A 16,023-nucleotide genomic window follows, 5' to 3' on the forward strand; every position below is an offset into this window, starting at 1 on the left:
GCCACTCCGCCTGACAACGCTATCGCCGCCGCCTGCCAAGCCATTCTCCATGACGGATTGATGCAACTTTCCACCCCAACGCGGCTTTTCCCCACATGAAAACAGGCGTATCAATCGCGGCAATAAAAGTGCCGTACGGCAGTCATGTTCAAGGGAGAAACAAAATGCGCGTTTCCATCGTCTTCGGTGCGCTTGCCGCCATGCTGGCGCTCACCGCCTGCCAGACGCTGACGCCGGAAGAGCGCCGGGCGCGGGATGAGGCGACATGCCGGGGTTATGGTTTCCGCCCCGGCACGGACCCGATGGCCGGTTGCCTTCTCGATCTGGAAATGGACCGCCGTGCCGACAACCGCGCCTGGCAGGCGCAGATGAACCGCGACATGTTCTACCGCCCCGTGGTGGTGGAGCGGCGCATCATCGTCCAACAGAACCCCTGACGGGAATGAAGGCGACATTGCTCGCCACCCTGCCTTCATCCCTCTTCGCCGCAAGCGTTGCCTGCGCCGCGGCCAGGCGGGCGATGGGCACGCGGAAGGGCGAGCAGGACACGTAGTCGAGATCGGCATCCTCACAGAAGTGGATCGAGGCCGGATCGCCGCCATGTTCGCCGCAGATGCCGAGCTTCAGTTCCGGCCGCGTCTGGCGGCCGCGTTCGGCGGCGATGCGGATCAACTCGCCCACACCGTCGAAATCGAGCGAGATGAACGGATCGCGCTCGATGATGCCCTTGCGCTGATAGGTATTGATGAAACGCGCCGCATCGTCGCGGGAAATGCCGAAGGTGGTCTGCGTCAAGTCGTTGGTGCCAAAGGAGAAAAATTCCGCCGCTTCCGCAATCACATGGGCGCGCAGGGCCGCGCGCGGCAGCTCGATCATGGTGCCGGTCAGATATTCGATCTCCATACCGGTCTCCTGCGCTACCGCAGCGGCGACGCCGTCGATGACTTCGGTGACGTAATCCAGTTCCGAACGCAGACCGACCAGCGGCACCATGATCTCGGGCACGACCGGCGCGCCGGTGATGCGAGCTGCCGCAACGGCGGCCTCAAAAATGGCGCGCGCCTGCATTTCGGCGATTTCCGGATAGGAAATGGCGAGACGGCAGCCGCGATGGCCGAGCATGGGGTTGAACTCGTGCAGCGCATCCAGCCGCTGGCGGAACACCGTCTGCGGCATGCCCATGGCGGCCGCCACCTCGACGATTTCGCCATCGGTCTTCGGCAGGAATTCGTGCAGCGGCGGATCGAGCAGGCGGATCGTCACCGGCAGGCCGTGCATGATCTGGAACAGTTCGGTGAAATCCGAGCGCTGCATCGGCAGAAGCTCATCGAGCGCCGCCCGCCTGCCCTTTTCGCTTTCGGCGAGGATCATCTCACGCATCACATGGATACGGTCGCCCTCAAAGAACATATGTTCGGTACGGCAGAGGCCGATACCCTCAGCGCCGAAGGCGCGGGCGGCGCGGGCATCGGCCGGGGTATCGGCATTGGTGCGCACGGTCATGCGGCGCAGGCTGTCTGCCCACTCCATCAGCTTGCCGAAATCGCCCGAGAGTTCCGGCTGCGTCATCGGCACCTCGCCCTTCAGCACCCGGCCGGAAGAGCCGTCGATGGTGATGACATCGCCGCGCTTCAACATGCAGCCGACGCCGATCAGCACCTTGTTGCGCATATCGACGCGCATGGAGCCGGCACCGGTGACGCAGGGAATGCCCATGCCGCGCGCCACCACGGCGGCGTGGCTGGTCATGCCGCCGCGCGTCGTCAGAATGCCTTCGGCGGCGTGCATGCCATGAATATCTTCCGGGCTGGTTTCGATGCGCACCAGAATGACACGGCGGCCTTCGGCTTCCGCCGCAACCGCCTCTTCGGCGGTAAAGACGATTTCGCCCGTCGCCGCCCCCGGCGAAGCCGGCAGGCCGGAGCCGATGATGGGGCGGGATGTGCCGGGATCGATGGTGGGGTGAAGCAGCTGATCGAGCGACGAGGGCTCGATGCGGCAGACGGCTTCTTCCTGCGAAATCAGCCCTTCCTCCACCATATCGACGGCGATCTTCATGGCCGCGCGGGTGGTGCGCTTGCCGGAGCGGGTCTGCAGCATCCAGAGCTTGCCGCGCTCGATGGTGAATTCCAGATCCTGCATGTCGCGATAGTGGTTTTCCAGCCGCTTGCAGATCGCCAGAAATTCACTGAACGCCTCCGGCATCAGTTTTTCCATGGAAGGCTTGTCGGAGCCGGAGGCAAGACGCGCGGCCTCGGTGATGGATTGCGGCGTGCGGATGCCCGCCACTACATCTTCGCCCTGAGCGTTGACGAGGAATTCGCCGTAAAGCTCCGCCTCGCCCGTCGAGGGGTTGCGGGTGAAGGCGACGCCGGTTGCCGAGGACGAGCCGAGATTGCCGAAGACCATGGCCTGAACGTTGACCGCCGTGCCCCAGTCCCCCGGAATATTGTGCAGGTGCCGGTAGGTGACGGCGCGGTGGTTGGTCCAGCTGGCGAAGACCGCGCCGATTGCACCCCAAAGCTGGACATGACAGTCCTGCGGGAAGGCTTCGTCCAGCTCATCTTCGATCAGCTTTTTATAGAGCGAAACGACATGCTGCCATTCGACCGCCGACATGTCGGTGTCGTATTCGTGGCCGAGGCGGCCTTTCTCGTCCTCGAGAATTTCCTCGAACAGCTCATGATCGAGGCCCATGACCACATCGGCATACATCTGGATGAAGCGACGGTAGCTGTCCCAGGCAAAACGGGCGTCGCCCGCATCATGGCCCAGCGCCTCGACGGTGCGGTCGTTGAGACCCAAGTTCAGCACGGTATCCATCATGCCGGGCATCGAGGCGCGCGCGCCGGAGCGGACGGAGATGAGCAGCGGCGAGTGGCTGCCGCCGAAGGTCTTGCCGGTCACGGTTTCCATGCCGTGCAGGCCGGCCATGACCTGCAGCTTCAGCTCTTCGGGAAGATCGCGGCCGTTCTTGTGATAAAGGGCGCAGGCATCGGTTATGATGGTGAGGCCGGGGGGAACGGGAAGGCCGAGACTTGCCATTTCGGCAAGGTTCGCGCCCTTGCCGCCCAATATCGCAACGTCACCTGCCCTGCCTTCGGCAGCACCGTTGCCGAAGGTATAAACCCATTTTTTCATTCCACGCTCTCCACCCAGAAGCGTTGTCATTTTTCTATCATCTACAGCATTGGCGGCACGTTGGAAACGCCGCAACGTGCAGTTTACATCGCAGTGCAGCATAATTGCGGCAAATTGCGCGCAAGAATTGCCGCAAAGGCCGAATAACGCCATGATTGACGCATTCGTGTAGTGCGCAGAACTGGAGTGTTGCCTAAGCCATTCAAATCGCCGACAAAGAGATTATTCATGCAATTTACCCGCCGCCATACGCTTAAATTTGCCGGAATTTCCTGTGCCGCCAGCGCGCTTGCCGGGGCGCTCAGAGCCGAAGGCGCAGTCCCCGTCGCAGGCGCCGCCTCCGCCCTTCCCTTCGCACTGACGACGCCGATGCATATCGGCCAGGCCGCGCTGCGCGTGCGCGATCTCGACCAGATGATCGAGTATTACCGCTCAGTGCTGGGCATGAACGAGGTGGAGCGCACGGCCAGAGGCGTAACGCTCGGCGTTGGCACCGTGCCGCTGCTCGATCTTGTGCACAAGCCGGCCGCGGATTTCGAAAGCCCCACCTCCGCCGGCCTGTTCCACATCGCCTATCTGATGCCCTCCCGCAAGGATCTGGCGCGCTGGCTGGTGCATGCGGCGCTGAAACAGGTGCCGCTTTCCGGTTTTGCCGATCACAATGTCAGCGAGGCGATCTATCTCAATGATCCCGAGGGCAACGGCATCGAGGTTTACAGCGACCGGCCGAAGGACACATGGGTGTGGAGCGGCCGCGTGGTAAAAATGGGCACCGAACCGCTCGATGTCGACGATCTGGTGAAGCTGACCGATACCAAAAGAAGCGACTACGAGGCTGCCCCACCGGGAATGCGCATCGGGCATGTTCACCTGCGGGTCGGCGAAATCGCCGCCGCCCGCGCCTTTTACGAAACGGCCGTCGGCCTGCAACCGACGCAGGACGCGCGCTCCGATGCCTCGTTTCTTTCTTCCGGCGGGTATCATCATCACCTGGCGGTGAATACATGGAACAGCCGTGGCGCAAAGGAACGCAACGCCATGGAAACTGGCCTCGACTGGTTTTCCCTCACCATTCGCAACCCCGATGATCTCGAGGCCCAGAAGACGCGGCTGCGGGCCGCCGGTTATGTGCTGGTGGAGATGGAGAATAACGTCGTGGAAGCGATAGACCCCTGGGGCACGCGGCTGCGGCTTTTGCCGGGGTGAGTGATGGTGGGCCTCCATGCATCATAGGCCGAGAAACTCGCACACTACGCGATTGGCAGTTGCAGCATGCCAGTGTTTACAGGGATTTGCTGCGTCGCCTCCTTCCGTCATTCCGGCCTTGAGCCGGAATCCAGTCGACGCGGTTCTCGCGCGACGGGAAGAGTCTTTTCAGCCCAAGGACTTGGGCTGGCTGGATACCGGCTCAAGGCCGGTATGACGGAGGAGGTTTGCGCCCCGGAAACGATTACCAGCCATGCGCCCACCTCACCCTATGAACCAGGAAAAAGAAAGCCTTGCGAGGCCACGGCAGCGGCCTCGCAAGGCATTCCATCCGGTACAGGAAACCGGATGGTGGGGTCTGTGACGAGCCCTTTGGCCCTTGCGGAAAACATAGCAAAACACCGCGCATTGTCGCTCACCCGAATGGGTGATACGGCCAGATAAATTCGCGATGGTGGGCGGAGGGGAAAAGAAGCCTCAGACGGCTTCGCGCAATTGCTCGGCGGTCTGCAAATCCACGGAGACGAGCTGCGACACGCCCTGTTCGGCCATGGTGACGCCGAAGAGGCGGTTCATGCGCGCCATGGTGATGGGATTGTGGGTGATGATGACGAAACGGGTTTCCGTGGAGGCCACCATCTCGTCCATCAGGTTGCAATAACGCTCGACATTGTGGTCGTCGAGCGGCGCGTCCACTTCGTCCAGCACGCAGATGGGCGCGGGATTGGTGAGGAAGACCGCGAAGATCAGCGCCATGGCCGTCAGCGCCTGTTCGCCGCCGGAAAGCAGCGTCATGGTTTGCGGTTTCTTGCCAGGCGGGCGGGCGAGAATTTCCAGGCCCGCTTCCAGCGGATCGTCGGATTCGATCAGCTGCAATTCCGCCGTGCCGCCGCCGAAGAGATGAGTGAACAGCCGCTGGAACTGCGAATTGACCACATCGAAAGCGGCGATCAGCCGCTCACGGCCCTCGCGGTTGAGGTTCTGGATACCGGCACGCAGCTTGCGCACGGCGTCGATGATGTCGTCGCGTTCCTTGATCAGCGCTTCGAGCTTGGCGGAAAGCTCGGCCTGCTCTTCCTCGGCGCGCAGATTGACCGCGCCAAGCCGCTCGCGCTCGATCTTCAGCCGGTCGAGATCGCGCTCGACATCGCGAATGTCCGGCTTCGGCTGGTCCGGGCCAAGGCCGGTCAGGCGGAAGGCCATATGCGGCTCGGTATTCAGTGTTTCGCGGATGCGATGTTCGGTTTCCTGGCGCTTTTCGCGGGCGGAGACCAGCCGTTCTTCGGCACGGCCGCGCTTTTCGCGGGCTTCGGCCAGTTCCGAAAGCGCGGTTGCCGCCACACGGTCGGCGGCGCGCTGCAGGTTTTCCGCCTCGGCCAGCCGGTCGGCGGCCTCGCGGCGGGCGTCTTCGGTCTTCTGCAATTCGTTGAGGAGGTTGCGGCGTTTCTCGTCGAACTCCTCCGGCGCTATATCCAGCTCGGCGATTTCCTCGCGCGCCTCTTCCTCGCGTTCGCGCAGCGTGGCGATGTGATCGGCCGCACTCGCTGCGCGCGATTGCCAGGTGGAGCGCTCCTGCCCTATCGCCTGAATTCTGCGCTGGCGGCTTTCCGCCTCGCGGCTCACGCCCTCATGGCGAGCACGGGCCTCCGCCAGAAGGCCGCGGTCGGTCGCGACTTCAAGCTGACTTTCGCGCAGCCGCAGATCCAGCACGGAAAGATCAGGCGCGTCTTCCATTTCGATGCGGGCGTTTTCTTCCTGAACGGCGATCTCATCGATCTGTGCGCCGATCTGGTTCAGTGCTTCGGACACGATATCGCGGCGGCGCAGCAGATCGCCCGAGGCCCGTTCGGCGGCGGTCAGCGCCTCGCGCGCCTCGGCAAGATGGCGGGTCGCAAGACGGCTTCTGTCGCGAACTTCCGAGAGCCGCAATTCGCTGCTGCGGATATCTTCGGTTCGTGCGGCAAGCTGGTCTTCGGCCTCGTCCAGAATGGAGCGGGCCTCATCCAGTTCTGTCTCGATTTCAGCAAGGCGGTTCTTCTGCGACAGGCGAAGCGCTGCGGCACCCGGCGCATCGGCGCTGGCTATGTGACCGTCCCAGCGCAACAGCGCGCCTTCGCGCGTCACCAGTCGCTGTCCGGCCTTCAAATGCGGCAGCAGACGCAGGGCTTCCGCAGTGTTGGCGACGACGCCGATCTGCGCCAAAGCGCGGCGCAGGGCTTCCGGCGCCTGCGCATAATCCAGAAGCGGTTTAGCACCCTGCGGCAAGGCGGGATCATCAGCGCCATCGCCATTTCCGGCCCAATAGGCGGGCGCGGCGGGATCGAGCGGGCTTTCGAGATCGTCGCCGAGGGCGGCACCCAATGCCGCCTCGAAACCGCGCTCCACCGTCATTTCTTCGGCCACCGGCGTAAAGCTGCCATTGGCGGCGGCGCTGGAGGCAAGGATTTTGGTGATGGTGCGCGCTTCCGTGTCCAGCGCGTTCAGCCGGTTCCGCGCCGTTTCCAGCGGCGCGCGCGCCAGCGCTTCGGCGGAACGGGCCTCGGCGACGGCAGCTTCGGCTTCCTCCACCACGATCAGGGCATCCTCGACCGCGATCTCCGCCGCCTCGACCGCTTCGCGCCGTTCGGAAGGATCGGGAAGGCCGGAGAGTTTTTCGTCGATGGCATCGATCTCGGCGGATGCCTCCTGCGATTGCCGTTCCAGCCTCAGCTTACGGTCGGAAAGATCGCGGATCGCCCGCTCCAGTTGCTGACGGGCGGCGGCGGCCTCGGCCCGTTCGGCAGTGATCGCGGTGAAGATGGCTTCGCTTTCCGCCAGCTTGATAGCGGCCGCTTCGAAGGCTTCGCGCATTTCGTCGGCATGGCGGCCGGAATCGGACAGGATTTCGAGGAGTTCGGCCTCTTCCTCATCGAGCCGCGCGAGTATCTGGGCATTATCGGAGACCAACCGTTCCTCGCGGATAATATCCTCGCCAAGCTGCGACAGGCGGCGGGCCAGCTCATCACGGCGGCGCAGCAGGCGGTTGGCCTCGTCATCCAGCTGGGTGCGGGCGATTTGCAGGCGTTGCAGGGCGGCGGCGACTTTCGCCTCGTCCTCGCGCAGCTCCGGCAGTTTCAGGCTGGCGATTCCCTGCTGCTTGGCCGCTTCCATCTGCGCCTGCGCTTTTTCGGCGACGATGTTGGTGGCCTGATTGAGCGCGCTTTCCGCCTCCCCCTCGGCTTCCTTCGCCTCGACCCAGCGGATGTGCAACAGGGTCGCCTCGCGGGCGCGGATATCGGCTGACAGCATCTTGAAACGGTTGGCCTGCCGCGCCTGGCGTTTCAGGCTTTCGATCTGGCTTTCCAGCTGGGCGGTGACGTCTTCCAGCCGCTCCAGATTGGTCTCGGCGGCGCGAAGGCGAAGCTCGGCTTCGTGGCGACGCGAATGCAGGCCGGAAATGCCGGCCGCCTCTTCCAGCAGCTGGCGGCGGGCCTGCGGCTTGGCATTGATGAGCTCGCCGATACGCCCCTGCCCGACCATGGAAGGCGAGCGCGCGCCGGTGGAGGCGTCGGCAAACAGAAGCTGCACATCCTTGGCGCGGGCTTCCTTGCCGTTGATGCGGTAGACGGAGCCGTTTTCGCGCTCGATGCGGCGCGTCACCTGAATTTCATCGGCATCGTTGAAGGCGGCGGGCGCGGTGCGGTCAGAATTGTCGAGATAAAGGCCGACTTCGGCGGTGTTGCGGGCCGGGCGATTGCCGGAGCCGGAGAAGATGACGTCATCCATGCCGGATGCGCGCATGTTCTTGTAGGAATTCTCGCCCATCACCCAGCGCAGCGCTTCGACCAGATTGGACTTGCCGCAGCCATTCGGCCCGACGACACCGGTAAGCCCCGGCTCGATGATGAATTCGGAAGGTTCGACGAAAGACTTGAAACCGACGAGGCGGAGCTTGTTGAACTTCATGCCGTCACGCCCCGGCAAGAAGACGGGCAATAAAAAACGGGCGTGCGGAAATATCCGCCGCCCGTTTCTTTCAGGGTCCGGCGATCAGAGCAGCTTGTCGATGACAGCCGACATGGTTTCAACCGACATGTCTCCTGCGTATTTCTTGCCGTTGATGATGAAAGTCGGCGTGGAGTTGACGCCGAATTCCGTCGCACCGCGTTGCATCGTTGCGTTCACATCATCCAGAAGTTTCTGGTTCGTCAAGCAGGCCTCGAAAGACTCCTGTGAGAAACCGGCCATTTTCGACATTTGCAGCAGGGCGGCGCGCGCATCCTGCGCCACGGCCCAGCTCTGCTGCTGCTTGAACAGCATGGAAACGAAGGGGAAATACTGACCTTCCGGTGCGCAGCGCGCCAGCATGAAGGCGGCAGCGGCGCGCGGATCGAACGGGAATTCACGCAGCACGAAATAGACCTTGCCGGTATCGATGTATTTCTTCTTGATCTCTTCGAAGGTCTTGTTGTGGAAGTTGGCGCAGTGCGGGCAGGTCATCGACATGTATTCGACGATCTTGACGGGTGCGTTGGCATCGCCGAGCGCGGCCTCCGGCAGCGGGCCGGGCTTCATCACCGCAGCCATATCCACATCGCCGGTGGATTCAGGCAATTCCTGCGCCTCGGCGATACCGGGCGTGAAGGCAAATGGCAGGGCCGTGGCAAGGGCGGCAAGAGCAACGCCGCCGAGGAGGCTGCGACGGGAAATGGTCAGTTCGGGAAAATGCATGAAAGCACCTGTTGGTAATAGACTCTATTGTCCGTTGATTCCGATATAGCGACGGCCTGTTCATCACAAGCGGGGTTTTGAACTCTTCTTGTCAAAGAATTGTGACCAGTCAAGGACAGCCTGTGCACATCAAATCGTCCTGCCGCGCGGCTTTTTCTGCAATACCGCCGTGCCCAGCCTCTCCACCGCCTTGCGCAGCGCCTCGCTCTCGATACCGTCCATCATGTCATCGAGACGTTTTGCCGCATCGCCACGCAGGGGCTGCGGTTTGCGCCTGCGGGTGATGGTTTGCGAGACCGGCTTCTGCACGATCCTGATCTGGCGCACCGCCGGAAAGCCGAAAAAGCCGTTGATGCGGGCAATCAGTTCGCCCTGCGCATGGGTGAGGAACAGGGCGCGCGCGCCTTCGCAGGCAATCGTCAGCACGCCCGGCTGATAACCGCCGCGATCCGGCCCCTCGTCGCGGCGCGGCCAGGTGATCTTTTCCGGCCGGGTGCAATCGGCGAAGTCCTCGCCGGCGATCTCGTCCCAGGAGCCGAGCAGCGCCGTGTTGATGCCGGCCCGTTTGGACAGCACGGGGTCCATGATGCCATTGGCGACTTCGGCGATCTGCACGACGCCTTTGCGGAATGAATCTGCGGGTTTCTTCATGCTCTCCTCGACAGAGGTCAAGCGGCCTCAAGCGGTCGCGCCATCGTCATCTTCTTCGCCGCGCAACAATGCGCGAAATCGTCGCCAGTCCCGGCAGGCGCCCAAGCGTATCATTCCCGCCACCAAACATCCAAAGAGGAAATAGGCCCCAGCCAAAAACTTCAGATGCGATATTCCCGGCTTATCCGACATAACGGCAATCACCAACATGCAGGTGAGCACGATGGAGAGGTATATCCACAGGCCATGGCAGAAAATCGCCCAGAAACCGGATTCGATAATTCGAAAGCGGCGCGAGGGCTTGCCTCTCATCTTCTCCAGTTCACGGACTTCGCCGATCAGGCGGGAAACCACAAAGGCCACGCAGTTGTGCCGCCCGAAACACAGCCGGCCAATATGGTTCAACAGGCTTCCAATCAGGCACAGGGCCAACAGAACCCCGATAACATAAAGCAGCGGTTGGGGTATATTATCCAGCAGCGCATTCAGCATGGGGCTCTTCCTCCAAAATCGGATCATGGGTTTCGATGTCGGCGTTCGTTGGCCGGATGCGGTTTTCCACGCCGCCGCCGCAGGCTGCTGTTGCAGATTGCCGTGCCGTGTCTATGTTCAGCGGCGATGAACACACATACGCGGCAACACATATCACATCCGACGGCGGAACAACTTCTCGCATGGTACGACCGGCACCATCGCGAACTGCCATGGCGCACGTCTCCCGCCATGGCGGCACAGGGAAAACGCGCCGATCCCTATCACGTCTGGCTGTCGGAGGTGATGCTGCAGCAGACGACGGTGCAGGCGGTAAAGCCTTATTTCCTGAAGTTTCTCGCCGCCTGGCCAAGCGTCAGCGATCTGGCCGCGGCTCCGGTCGAGGATGTCATGGCGGCCTGGGCGGGGCTTGGTTATTATGCCCGCGCCCGCAACCTTAAAAAATGCGCCGAAGCCGTGGCGCGCGAGCATGACGGCACCTTTCCGGACAGCGAAGAGGGCCTGAAGCAACTGCCCGGCATCGGCGATTATACCGCCGCCGCCGTGGCGGCCATCGCGTTCAACCGGCAGGCGGCGGTGATGGACGGCAATGTGGAGCGCGTCATCTCCCGCCTCTTTTCCATAGACGCGCCTCTGCCCGGCTCAAAGCCCGCCATGAAAGCGACGGTGGCCGAGCTTACCCCTTCCGACCGGCCCGGCGATTTTGCCCAGGCGATGATGGACCTGGGTGCTACGATTTGCACGCCGAAGCGGCCGACCTGCGCGCTCTGTCCGTTCAACGGCCACTGTCTTGCGCTTGCCCATGACGAGCCGGAGCGTTTTCCGGTCAAGGCGGCGAAGAAAGCAAAGCCGGTGCGGCTCGGGGCCGCCTTCGTGGTGGTGAATGCGAGCGGCGAAATCCTGCTCCGGCGGCGCATCGAAAGCGGGCTTCTCGGCGGCATGACCGAAGTGCCGACAACGGCGTGGACCGCCCGCATGGACGGCGGCACGGAGGTGAGCCATGCGCCCTTTGCCGCCGGCTGGCAGGCGGCGGGCGTCATTACGCATGTCTTCACCCATTTCGAACTGCGGCTCACCGTCTATCGCGCGCAGGTACCGGATGGTCTTAAACCCGGTGCGGATGACGGATGGTGGGAGCCGGTTACAAATCTTGACGCGCAGGCGCTGCCAACGGTGATGAAAAAAGTCATCGCCCAAGCTATTCCATCCGCGTATCGGCCCGAAAATCGAAATTGATTTTCGACAGGAACAATGCGCAACTCAAAGATTTAGAGCGTCTTTCGGACGCTCTAACGTCCGATGAAAGCAGGAAATTTCGATGACCAAGATTGAGCATATCGTATTCGACATCGGCAAGGTGCTGATCCATTACGATCCGCATATTCCCTATAGCCGCCTCATTCCCGATGCCGATGAGCGCCAATGGTTCTTCGAAAACGTCTGCACCCATGACTGGAACCTCGAACAGGATCGCGGACGCCGCTGGGAGGATGCCGAAGCGCTGCTGGTGGAGCAGTTTCCGGAGCGGGAAGAGCACATCCGTTCCTTCCGCAAGTTCTGGCACGAGATGGTCTCGCATTCCTATGACGACAGCGTCGCGATCATGGTCGGGCTGATCGACAGCGGCCACGACGTGACGATGCTGACCAACTTCGCCTCCGACACGTTTCGCGAGGCGCAGAAAATGTTTCCCTTCCTCACTTTGCCGCGCGGCGTCACCGTTTCCGGCGATGTGAAGCTGTTAAAGCCCGATGTGGCGATCTACGATCTGCACGCCAGGGAATTCGGCCTCAATCCGTCCGCCAGCCTCTTCATCGACGATACGCTCGTGAATGTCGAAGGCGCGAAAGCGGCGGGCTGGCAGGCCGTGCACTTCACCGGCGCGGAAAAGCTGCGGCAGGATTTGCGGGCTTATGGGGTGGAAGCGTAAGCTGGCTGCCGGGCAAAACGGTGACGTGGACGCCCGGCTACGACTCGTTGACCCAGTCTTCATGTGCGTGGCGGACGCGGACGATCAGGACGTCATCGTCCGTTCCCACGGCATAAGCCCTGAACCGATGGATACGCAACGGCGGTAACAACTCATGCCGCTCTCGTGCCATTCGTGGGTTGAGAGATATCAGCTCAAATATCTAATAGAGTTCCCGGTGATATTTTTGCGCCTGCGCCAGCCCGAATAAGACTATGCCTTCTTCGACTATGCGAATGACGTCCTCTTCCGCAAGCAGAGACAGGCGAAAGCCCATGATCAACCGATTTTGCGTTTCATGGAGCGGGCTTCAGCCTCGGCGAACAGGGCCTCCTGAGAGCGATGCCCGACGCCACTCTGCAATCCCTCATCCACAAAACGCTGCATCGCCGCGATTTTTTCGCCTCGTTCCTGGTCCTTCCGGATCAGGTCTCGCACGTAGTCACTCGCATTGGAGTAACGGCCCGTCCTGGATTGGGCCTCGACCCATTCTTTCATGGGTGCAGGCAGCGATATGTTCATGGTCGCCATATTCATCTCCTTTGATGGAAGAGTGCAGAATTTGGCAAAGTTTGTCAAAACAGATAGGGAAAAGAAATTGGCGCAGGCGGAAATGGCGGTCTCCGGCCTGCGCCAGTCCTGCCGCAAGCGGCATCGGACGCAATGTTTTTGTGATTTTTCCGAACCGGATTTTCACAACCACTGCTCTGATTTGAGACAGTATTGCCGATCTCTTGCGCGAAACTTGTCTTGCTAAAATATGATACTCGAAAATACCAACGCCCGACACCGAAGTGCCGGGCGTTGGTCGTTCTCCATCCGGGACTGAAGGTACTAAACCGGACGGAGACATAGGCTGACAAGGGCGGGCGGTGGATCGTTGCGTCTAAGCCTTTTGGGCTTTTGACTATTCGGCCTTTGCCAGTTCACTGCGGATGATCGCTCTCAGATCGTCGATCGGCTTCAGCGCGTCGCCGTCTTCGAAATGCCAGAACGTCCATCCGTTGCATGCGTCGAGACCCTGCACCTTCGCGCCGAGGCGGTGAATGGAGCCGGCGGTCCCGCCGGATGCGACCGTACCATCGGCACGAATAATGGCGCTATAACGGCGTCGTGCATCCGTCAGCACCTGGCCGGGGCGGACAAGGCCGCTTTCCAGCAGGGTATTGAAGGCAACGCGCGGTTCGGCCTTCTTGCCGGTCATGACGGTCAGTTCCGCCTTGCCGAGCGGCTCCACGGCGGCGATGCGGGCGGATGCCGCATCGATGTAATCCTGTTCGCGCTCGATGCCGACGAAGTGACGGCCGAGACGTTTTGCAACGGCACCCGTGGTGCCGGAGCCGAAGAACGGGTCAAGCACGATATCGCCCGGCTTGGTGGAGGCCATGATGATGCGCGCCAGCAGCGCTTCCGGCTTCTGGGTCGGATGCACCTTCTTGCCGTCGTCGCCCTTCAGCCGCTCATGGCCGCTGCAGATCGGGAACAGCCAGTCCGAGCGCATCTGCACATCGTCGTTGGAGGCCTTCAGCGCATCGTAGTTGAAGGTGTAGTTCTTGGCTTTCGGATCGCGGCTGGCCCAGATCATCGTCTCATGGGCGTTCTGGAACCGGCGGCCCTTGAAATTGGGCATGGGGTTGGTCTTGCGCCAGACGATGTCGTTCAGGATCCAGAAATCGAGGTTCTGGAGCATGGAGCCGACGCGGAAGATATTGTGGTAGGAGCCGATGACCCAGATGGTGCCGTTCGGTTTCAGCACACGGCGGCAGGCGAGCAGCCAGGCGCGGGTGAAGGCGTCATAGGCCTCGAAGGAGGCGAACTGGTCCCACTCGTCATCGACGGCATCGACCAGCGACTGATCGGGACGGTGCAGCGTACCGCCAAGCTGGAGATTATAGGGCGGATCGGCGAAAATCGCATCGACCGACTGGCTCGGGAGGGCATCCAAGGCAGCGACACAATCACCTTTGATGATGCTGTCTTTCCAGGCGTCGCTCTCGCCCGCACGATCAAAACCGGCACGCCGAAAATCGGCCAGCGGAAAAACTGCTGCCATTGGTACTCGCTCCATACGCTTACTCTCTACTGATGCTTATGGTTACCGAAGATGGTTATCAAAGCCTGAACAAGTCACGGAAAATGCGAAATAAATGGCTGTCGCGGCCCGCAGGCGCGATTTGCGGCGGCCGGCGGGGGAACCCGAAGTCGGGCAAAAACGTTGTGCACAACGGGTTCTCCTGTCCCCGCATATCGGCGCGGCGGGAAGAGCCATGATGGCAGGGGGTAATCCGCAATGGGGTCCGTGATGAAAATGGCTTCTTTTTCCATGAATGTCGTCTGCGCCGCAGTTTTCGCAACGGCGCTGCCGGCGCCATCGCAGGCGCAGCAACCGGCCCCGCAATATAACGTCGTCACCGATGCGGTCCTGTTCGATGGCGGCCCCTCGCTCGGCAACAGCGACAGGGTGCGGTGGGATTTTTACAAGGCGGACCGTTCCGGCGGGCGTACCGACGACAATGCCGGCGGCTCCTATGACGCCACCTTCGAGGCGAAGCTGCCGGCGGGCAAATATATCGGGGTGGCGGCGCTGGGCAATGTGACCCGCGAAGTATCGTTCGAGGTGAAGGACGGAAGCGTCGCGAGGCCGAAGGTGAATTTTGATGCGGCGGAATTGACCGTCGTGCCGAAACGCAGCGCCGGCGGCGATGTGGAAACGCAGGCGAAGACGGAAATCACCAAGGGCGATTTCAAGGACAGCGTTTATGGCCAGAATACCGTCTTCGTGCCGGCGGGAGAGGTCGTCCTCACCGGCCGCATCGGCCCGGCGCTGGCTGAGGAGAAGCTTGCCATCAAGGCGGGCGAGAAGATCAGCCACGAGCTGGTCATTCCAAGCGGCGTGGTAATCGCCAAGGCCGTTTATGCAGAAGGCGGCCGGGCGGTGGAAACGGACGATATCCGCTTCGAAGCGATGTCGGCCAAGGAAACTCTGGATGGCACGCGTGAGACCATCAACGGCATTTACGGCACCGGCAAGATCATGGAAATGCCCGCCGGCGATTTCGTCATGCGCGCACGTCTGGGCAAGGTGACGGTGGAACAGCCATTCACCGTGACTGCCGGAAAACGAACCGAAATCACCCTCGATCTCGATGCGGGCGTTCTCGCCATCAAGGCGCCCGGTGCGGAACGGATCGACATCGTTGAAACCACCAGGGACCTTCAGGGCACGCAGAAGGAGATTTCCGGCCGTTACGGCACGCAGCATCAGGAAACCCTGCATCCCGGCGAGTATTCGGTGAAGGTGAGCTACGACAAGAAATCCGGCCGCGAGCCGAAGGAGATCAAGGCGACGGTCAAGGCCGCCGAGAGAACCGAGACGGATGTGCCGGAGTAGGCCTCGGCCGCCGCCCGGCCGGAGGCTCCGGACGTTCGCCGACTTTCACACCTGCGAAGCCTGACGCCGCGATACGGTCGCACAGCCTTATCCACTGACAGCCTCGACAGGCCGGCCTGATCTCGCCTGCGGCGAAAGCCAGGCGCATCTTCGCAAGAAAGTCGGGCGTCGCCTGCAGCTTCTTGCCGGCGGTCAGTGTCTCGCCCAAAAGCGCAGAAACCGAAAGGCGGGCCGTCTCATCCCGCTGCACCACGCCTTCGTTGAAACAGTGGGCATGGCTTTCACACAACAGGCCCTCGCAGATATCGTCCGGGCCATCCACCAGCTCGATGTCCTCCTCGCCGGCATTCAGGCGGGCGGCGACACGGTCGTAATTTTCGACGAAGCCGGACGTATATCCCTTGCCCACATAGGTGAGCATACAGAGAAGATGGTGGGGCCGGAGGCGGACGGTCACGGGCCC

13 protein-coding genes and 1 pseudogene are annotated in these 16,023 nt (G+C 61.8%); 5 read left to right on the forward strand and 9 right to left on the reverse strand.

Features of this window, described 5'->3' with window-relative positions:
• Positions 1-164: 164 nt before the first annotated feature.
• Positions 165-437 carry a hypothetical protein gene (locus EM858_RS06710; protein WP_035260597.1) on the forward strand — a complete coding sequence of 91 codons (273 nt, stop codon included), beginning with the start codon at positions 165-167 and terminating at the stop codon, positions 435-437.
• Here EM858_RS06710 and ppdK read toward each other — a convergent pair.
• On the reverse strand, positions 415-3,141 hold the full coding sequence (gene ppdK, locus EM858_RS06715; protein ID WP_003520484.1) for a pyruvate, phosphate dikinase: 2,727 nt from the start codon (positions 3,139-3,141) through the stop codon (positions 415-417). The genes EM858_RS06710 and ppdK overlap by 23 nt on opposite strands.
• Before the next feature lie 228 nt (positions 3,142-3,369).
• On the opposite strand from ppdK, the gene EM858_RS06720 reads away from it, so the two are divergent.
• The gene (locus EM858_RS06720) at positions 3,370-4,347 is read left to right on the forward strand and encodes a VOC family protein (protein WP_127756235.1); all 978 of its coding nucleotides are present in this window, start codon (positions 3,370-3,372) and stop codon (positions 4,345-4,347) included.
• Between the two features lie 477 nt (positions 4,348-4,824).
• Here EM858_RS06720 and EM858_RS06725 read toward each other — a convergent pair whose 3' ends face one another.
• The 4 genes from EM858_RS06725 to EM858_RS06740 form a co-directional block, all read right to left on the reverse strand.
• Entirely contained in the window at positions 4,825-8,292 is a 3,468-nt protein-coding gene (locus EM858_RS06725) for a chromosome segregation SMC family protein (RefSeq protein WP_127756236.1), read from the reverse strand.
• A gap of 84 nt (positions 8,293-8,376) precedes the next feature.
• Positions 8,377-9,057 carry a DsbA family protein gene (locus EM858_RS06730; RefSeq protein WP_092769683.1) on the reverse strand — a complete coding sequence of 227 codons (681 nt, stop codon included), beginning with the start codon at positions 9,055-9,057 and terminating at the stop codon, positions 8,377-8,379.
• A 129-nt stretch (positions 9,058-9,186) separates the two neighbouring features.
• On the reverse strand, positions 9,187-9,708 hold the full coding sequence (locus tag EM858_RS06735; RefSeq protein WP_127756237.1) for a DUF721 domain-containing protein: 522 nt from the start codon (positions 9,706-9,708) through the stop codon (positions 9,187-9,189).
• Positions 9,709-9,735: 27 nt separating this feature from the next.
• Complete coding sequence (locus EM858_RS06740; protein ID WP_127756238.1) at positions 9,736-10,200, reverse strand: hypothetical protein; 465 nt, start codon at positions 10,198-10,200, stop codon at positions 9,736-9,738.
• 126 nt (positions 10,201-10,326) lie between these two features.
• Between EM858_RS06740 and mutY the strand changes: the two genes are divergently transcribed.
• Both mutY and EM858_RS06750 read left to right on the forward strand, forming a co-directional pair.
• Positions 10,327-11,436 carry an A/G-specific adenine glycosylase gene (mutY, locus tag EM858_RS06745; RefSeq protein ID WP_127756239.1) on the forward strand — a complete coding sequence of 370 codons (1,110 nt, stop codon included), beginning with the start codon at positions 10,327-10,329 and terminating at the stop codon, positions 11,434-11,436.
• 82 nt (positions 11,437-11,518) lie between these two features.
• A complete protein-coding gene (locus EM858_RS06750; RefSeq protein WP_080817475.1) occupies positions 11,519-12,130 on the forward strand; it encodes an HAD family phosphatase in 612 nt (203 codons plus the stop codon).
• 37 nt (positions 12,131-12,167) lie between these two features.
• Here the strand turns inward: EM858_RS06750 and EM858_RS06755 are convergent.
• The 3 genes and pseudogenes from EM858_RS06755 to EM858_RS06770 all read right to left on the reverse strand — a co-directional run bounded on the left by EM858_RS06755 (position 12,168) and on the right by EM858_RS06770 (position 14,222).
• Positions 12,168-12,446 (reverse strand): annotated as a pseudogene (locus EM858_RS06755) (type II toxin-antitoxin system RelE/ParE family toxin).
• A 2-nt stretch (positions 12,447-12,448) separates the two neighbouring features.
• Positions 12,449-12,700 carry a type II toxin-antitoxin system ParD family antitoxin gene (locus tag EM858_RS06760; protein WP_127756240.1) on the reverse strand — a complete coding sequence of 84 codons (252 nt, stop codon included), beginning with the start codon at positions 12,698-12,700 and terminating at the stop codon, positions 12,449-12,451.
• Positions 12,701-13,076: 376 nt separating this feature from the next.
• Positions 13,077-14,222, reverse strand: a complete 1,146-nt coding sequence (locus EM858_RS06770; protein WP_127756241.1) for a site-specific DNA-methyltransferase — start codon at positions 14,220-14,222, stop codon at positions 13,077-13,079.
• A gap of 237 nt (positions 14,223-14,459) precedes the next feature.
• On the opposite strand from EM858_RS06770, the gene EM858_RS06780 reads away from it, so the two are divergent.
• On the forward strand, positions 14,460-15,560 hold the full coding sequence (locus tag EM858_RS06780; RefSeq protein ID WP_127756242.1) for a hypothetical protein: 1,101 nt from the start codon (positions 14,460-14,462) through the stop codon (positions 15,558-15,560).
• Here the strand turns inward: EM858_RS06780 and EM858_RS06785 are convergent.
• Entirely contained in the window at positions 15,520-15,981 is a 462-nt protein-coding gene (locus EM858_RS06785) for a DUF1284 domain-containing protein (protein WP_080817480.1), read from the reverse strand. The two genes, EM858_RS06780 and EM858_RS06785, sit on opposite strands and share 41 nt — an antisense overlap.
• Positions 15,982-16,023 lie beyond the last annotated feature (42 nt).

Origin of the sequence: Agrobacterium sp. CNPSo 2736 (assembly GCF_004005385.1) — a bacterium.
In the GTDB taxonomy this organism is placed as follows: Bacteria; Pseudomonadota; Alphaproteobacteria; order Rhizobiales; family Rhizobiaceae; genus Agrobacterium; species Agrobacterium leguminum.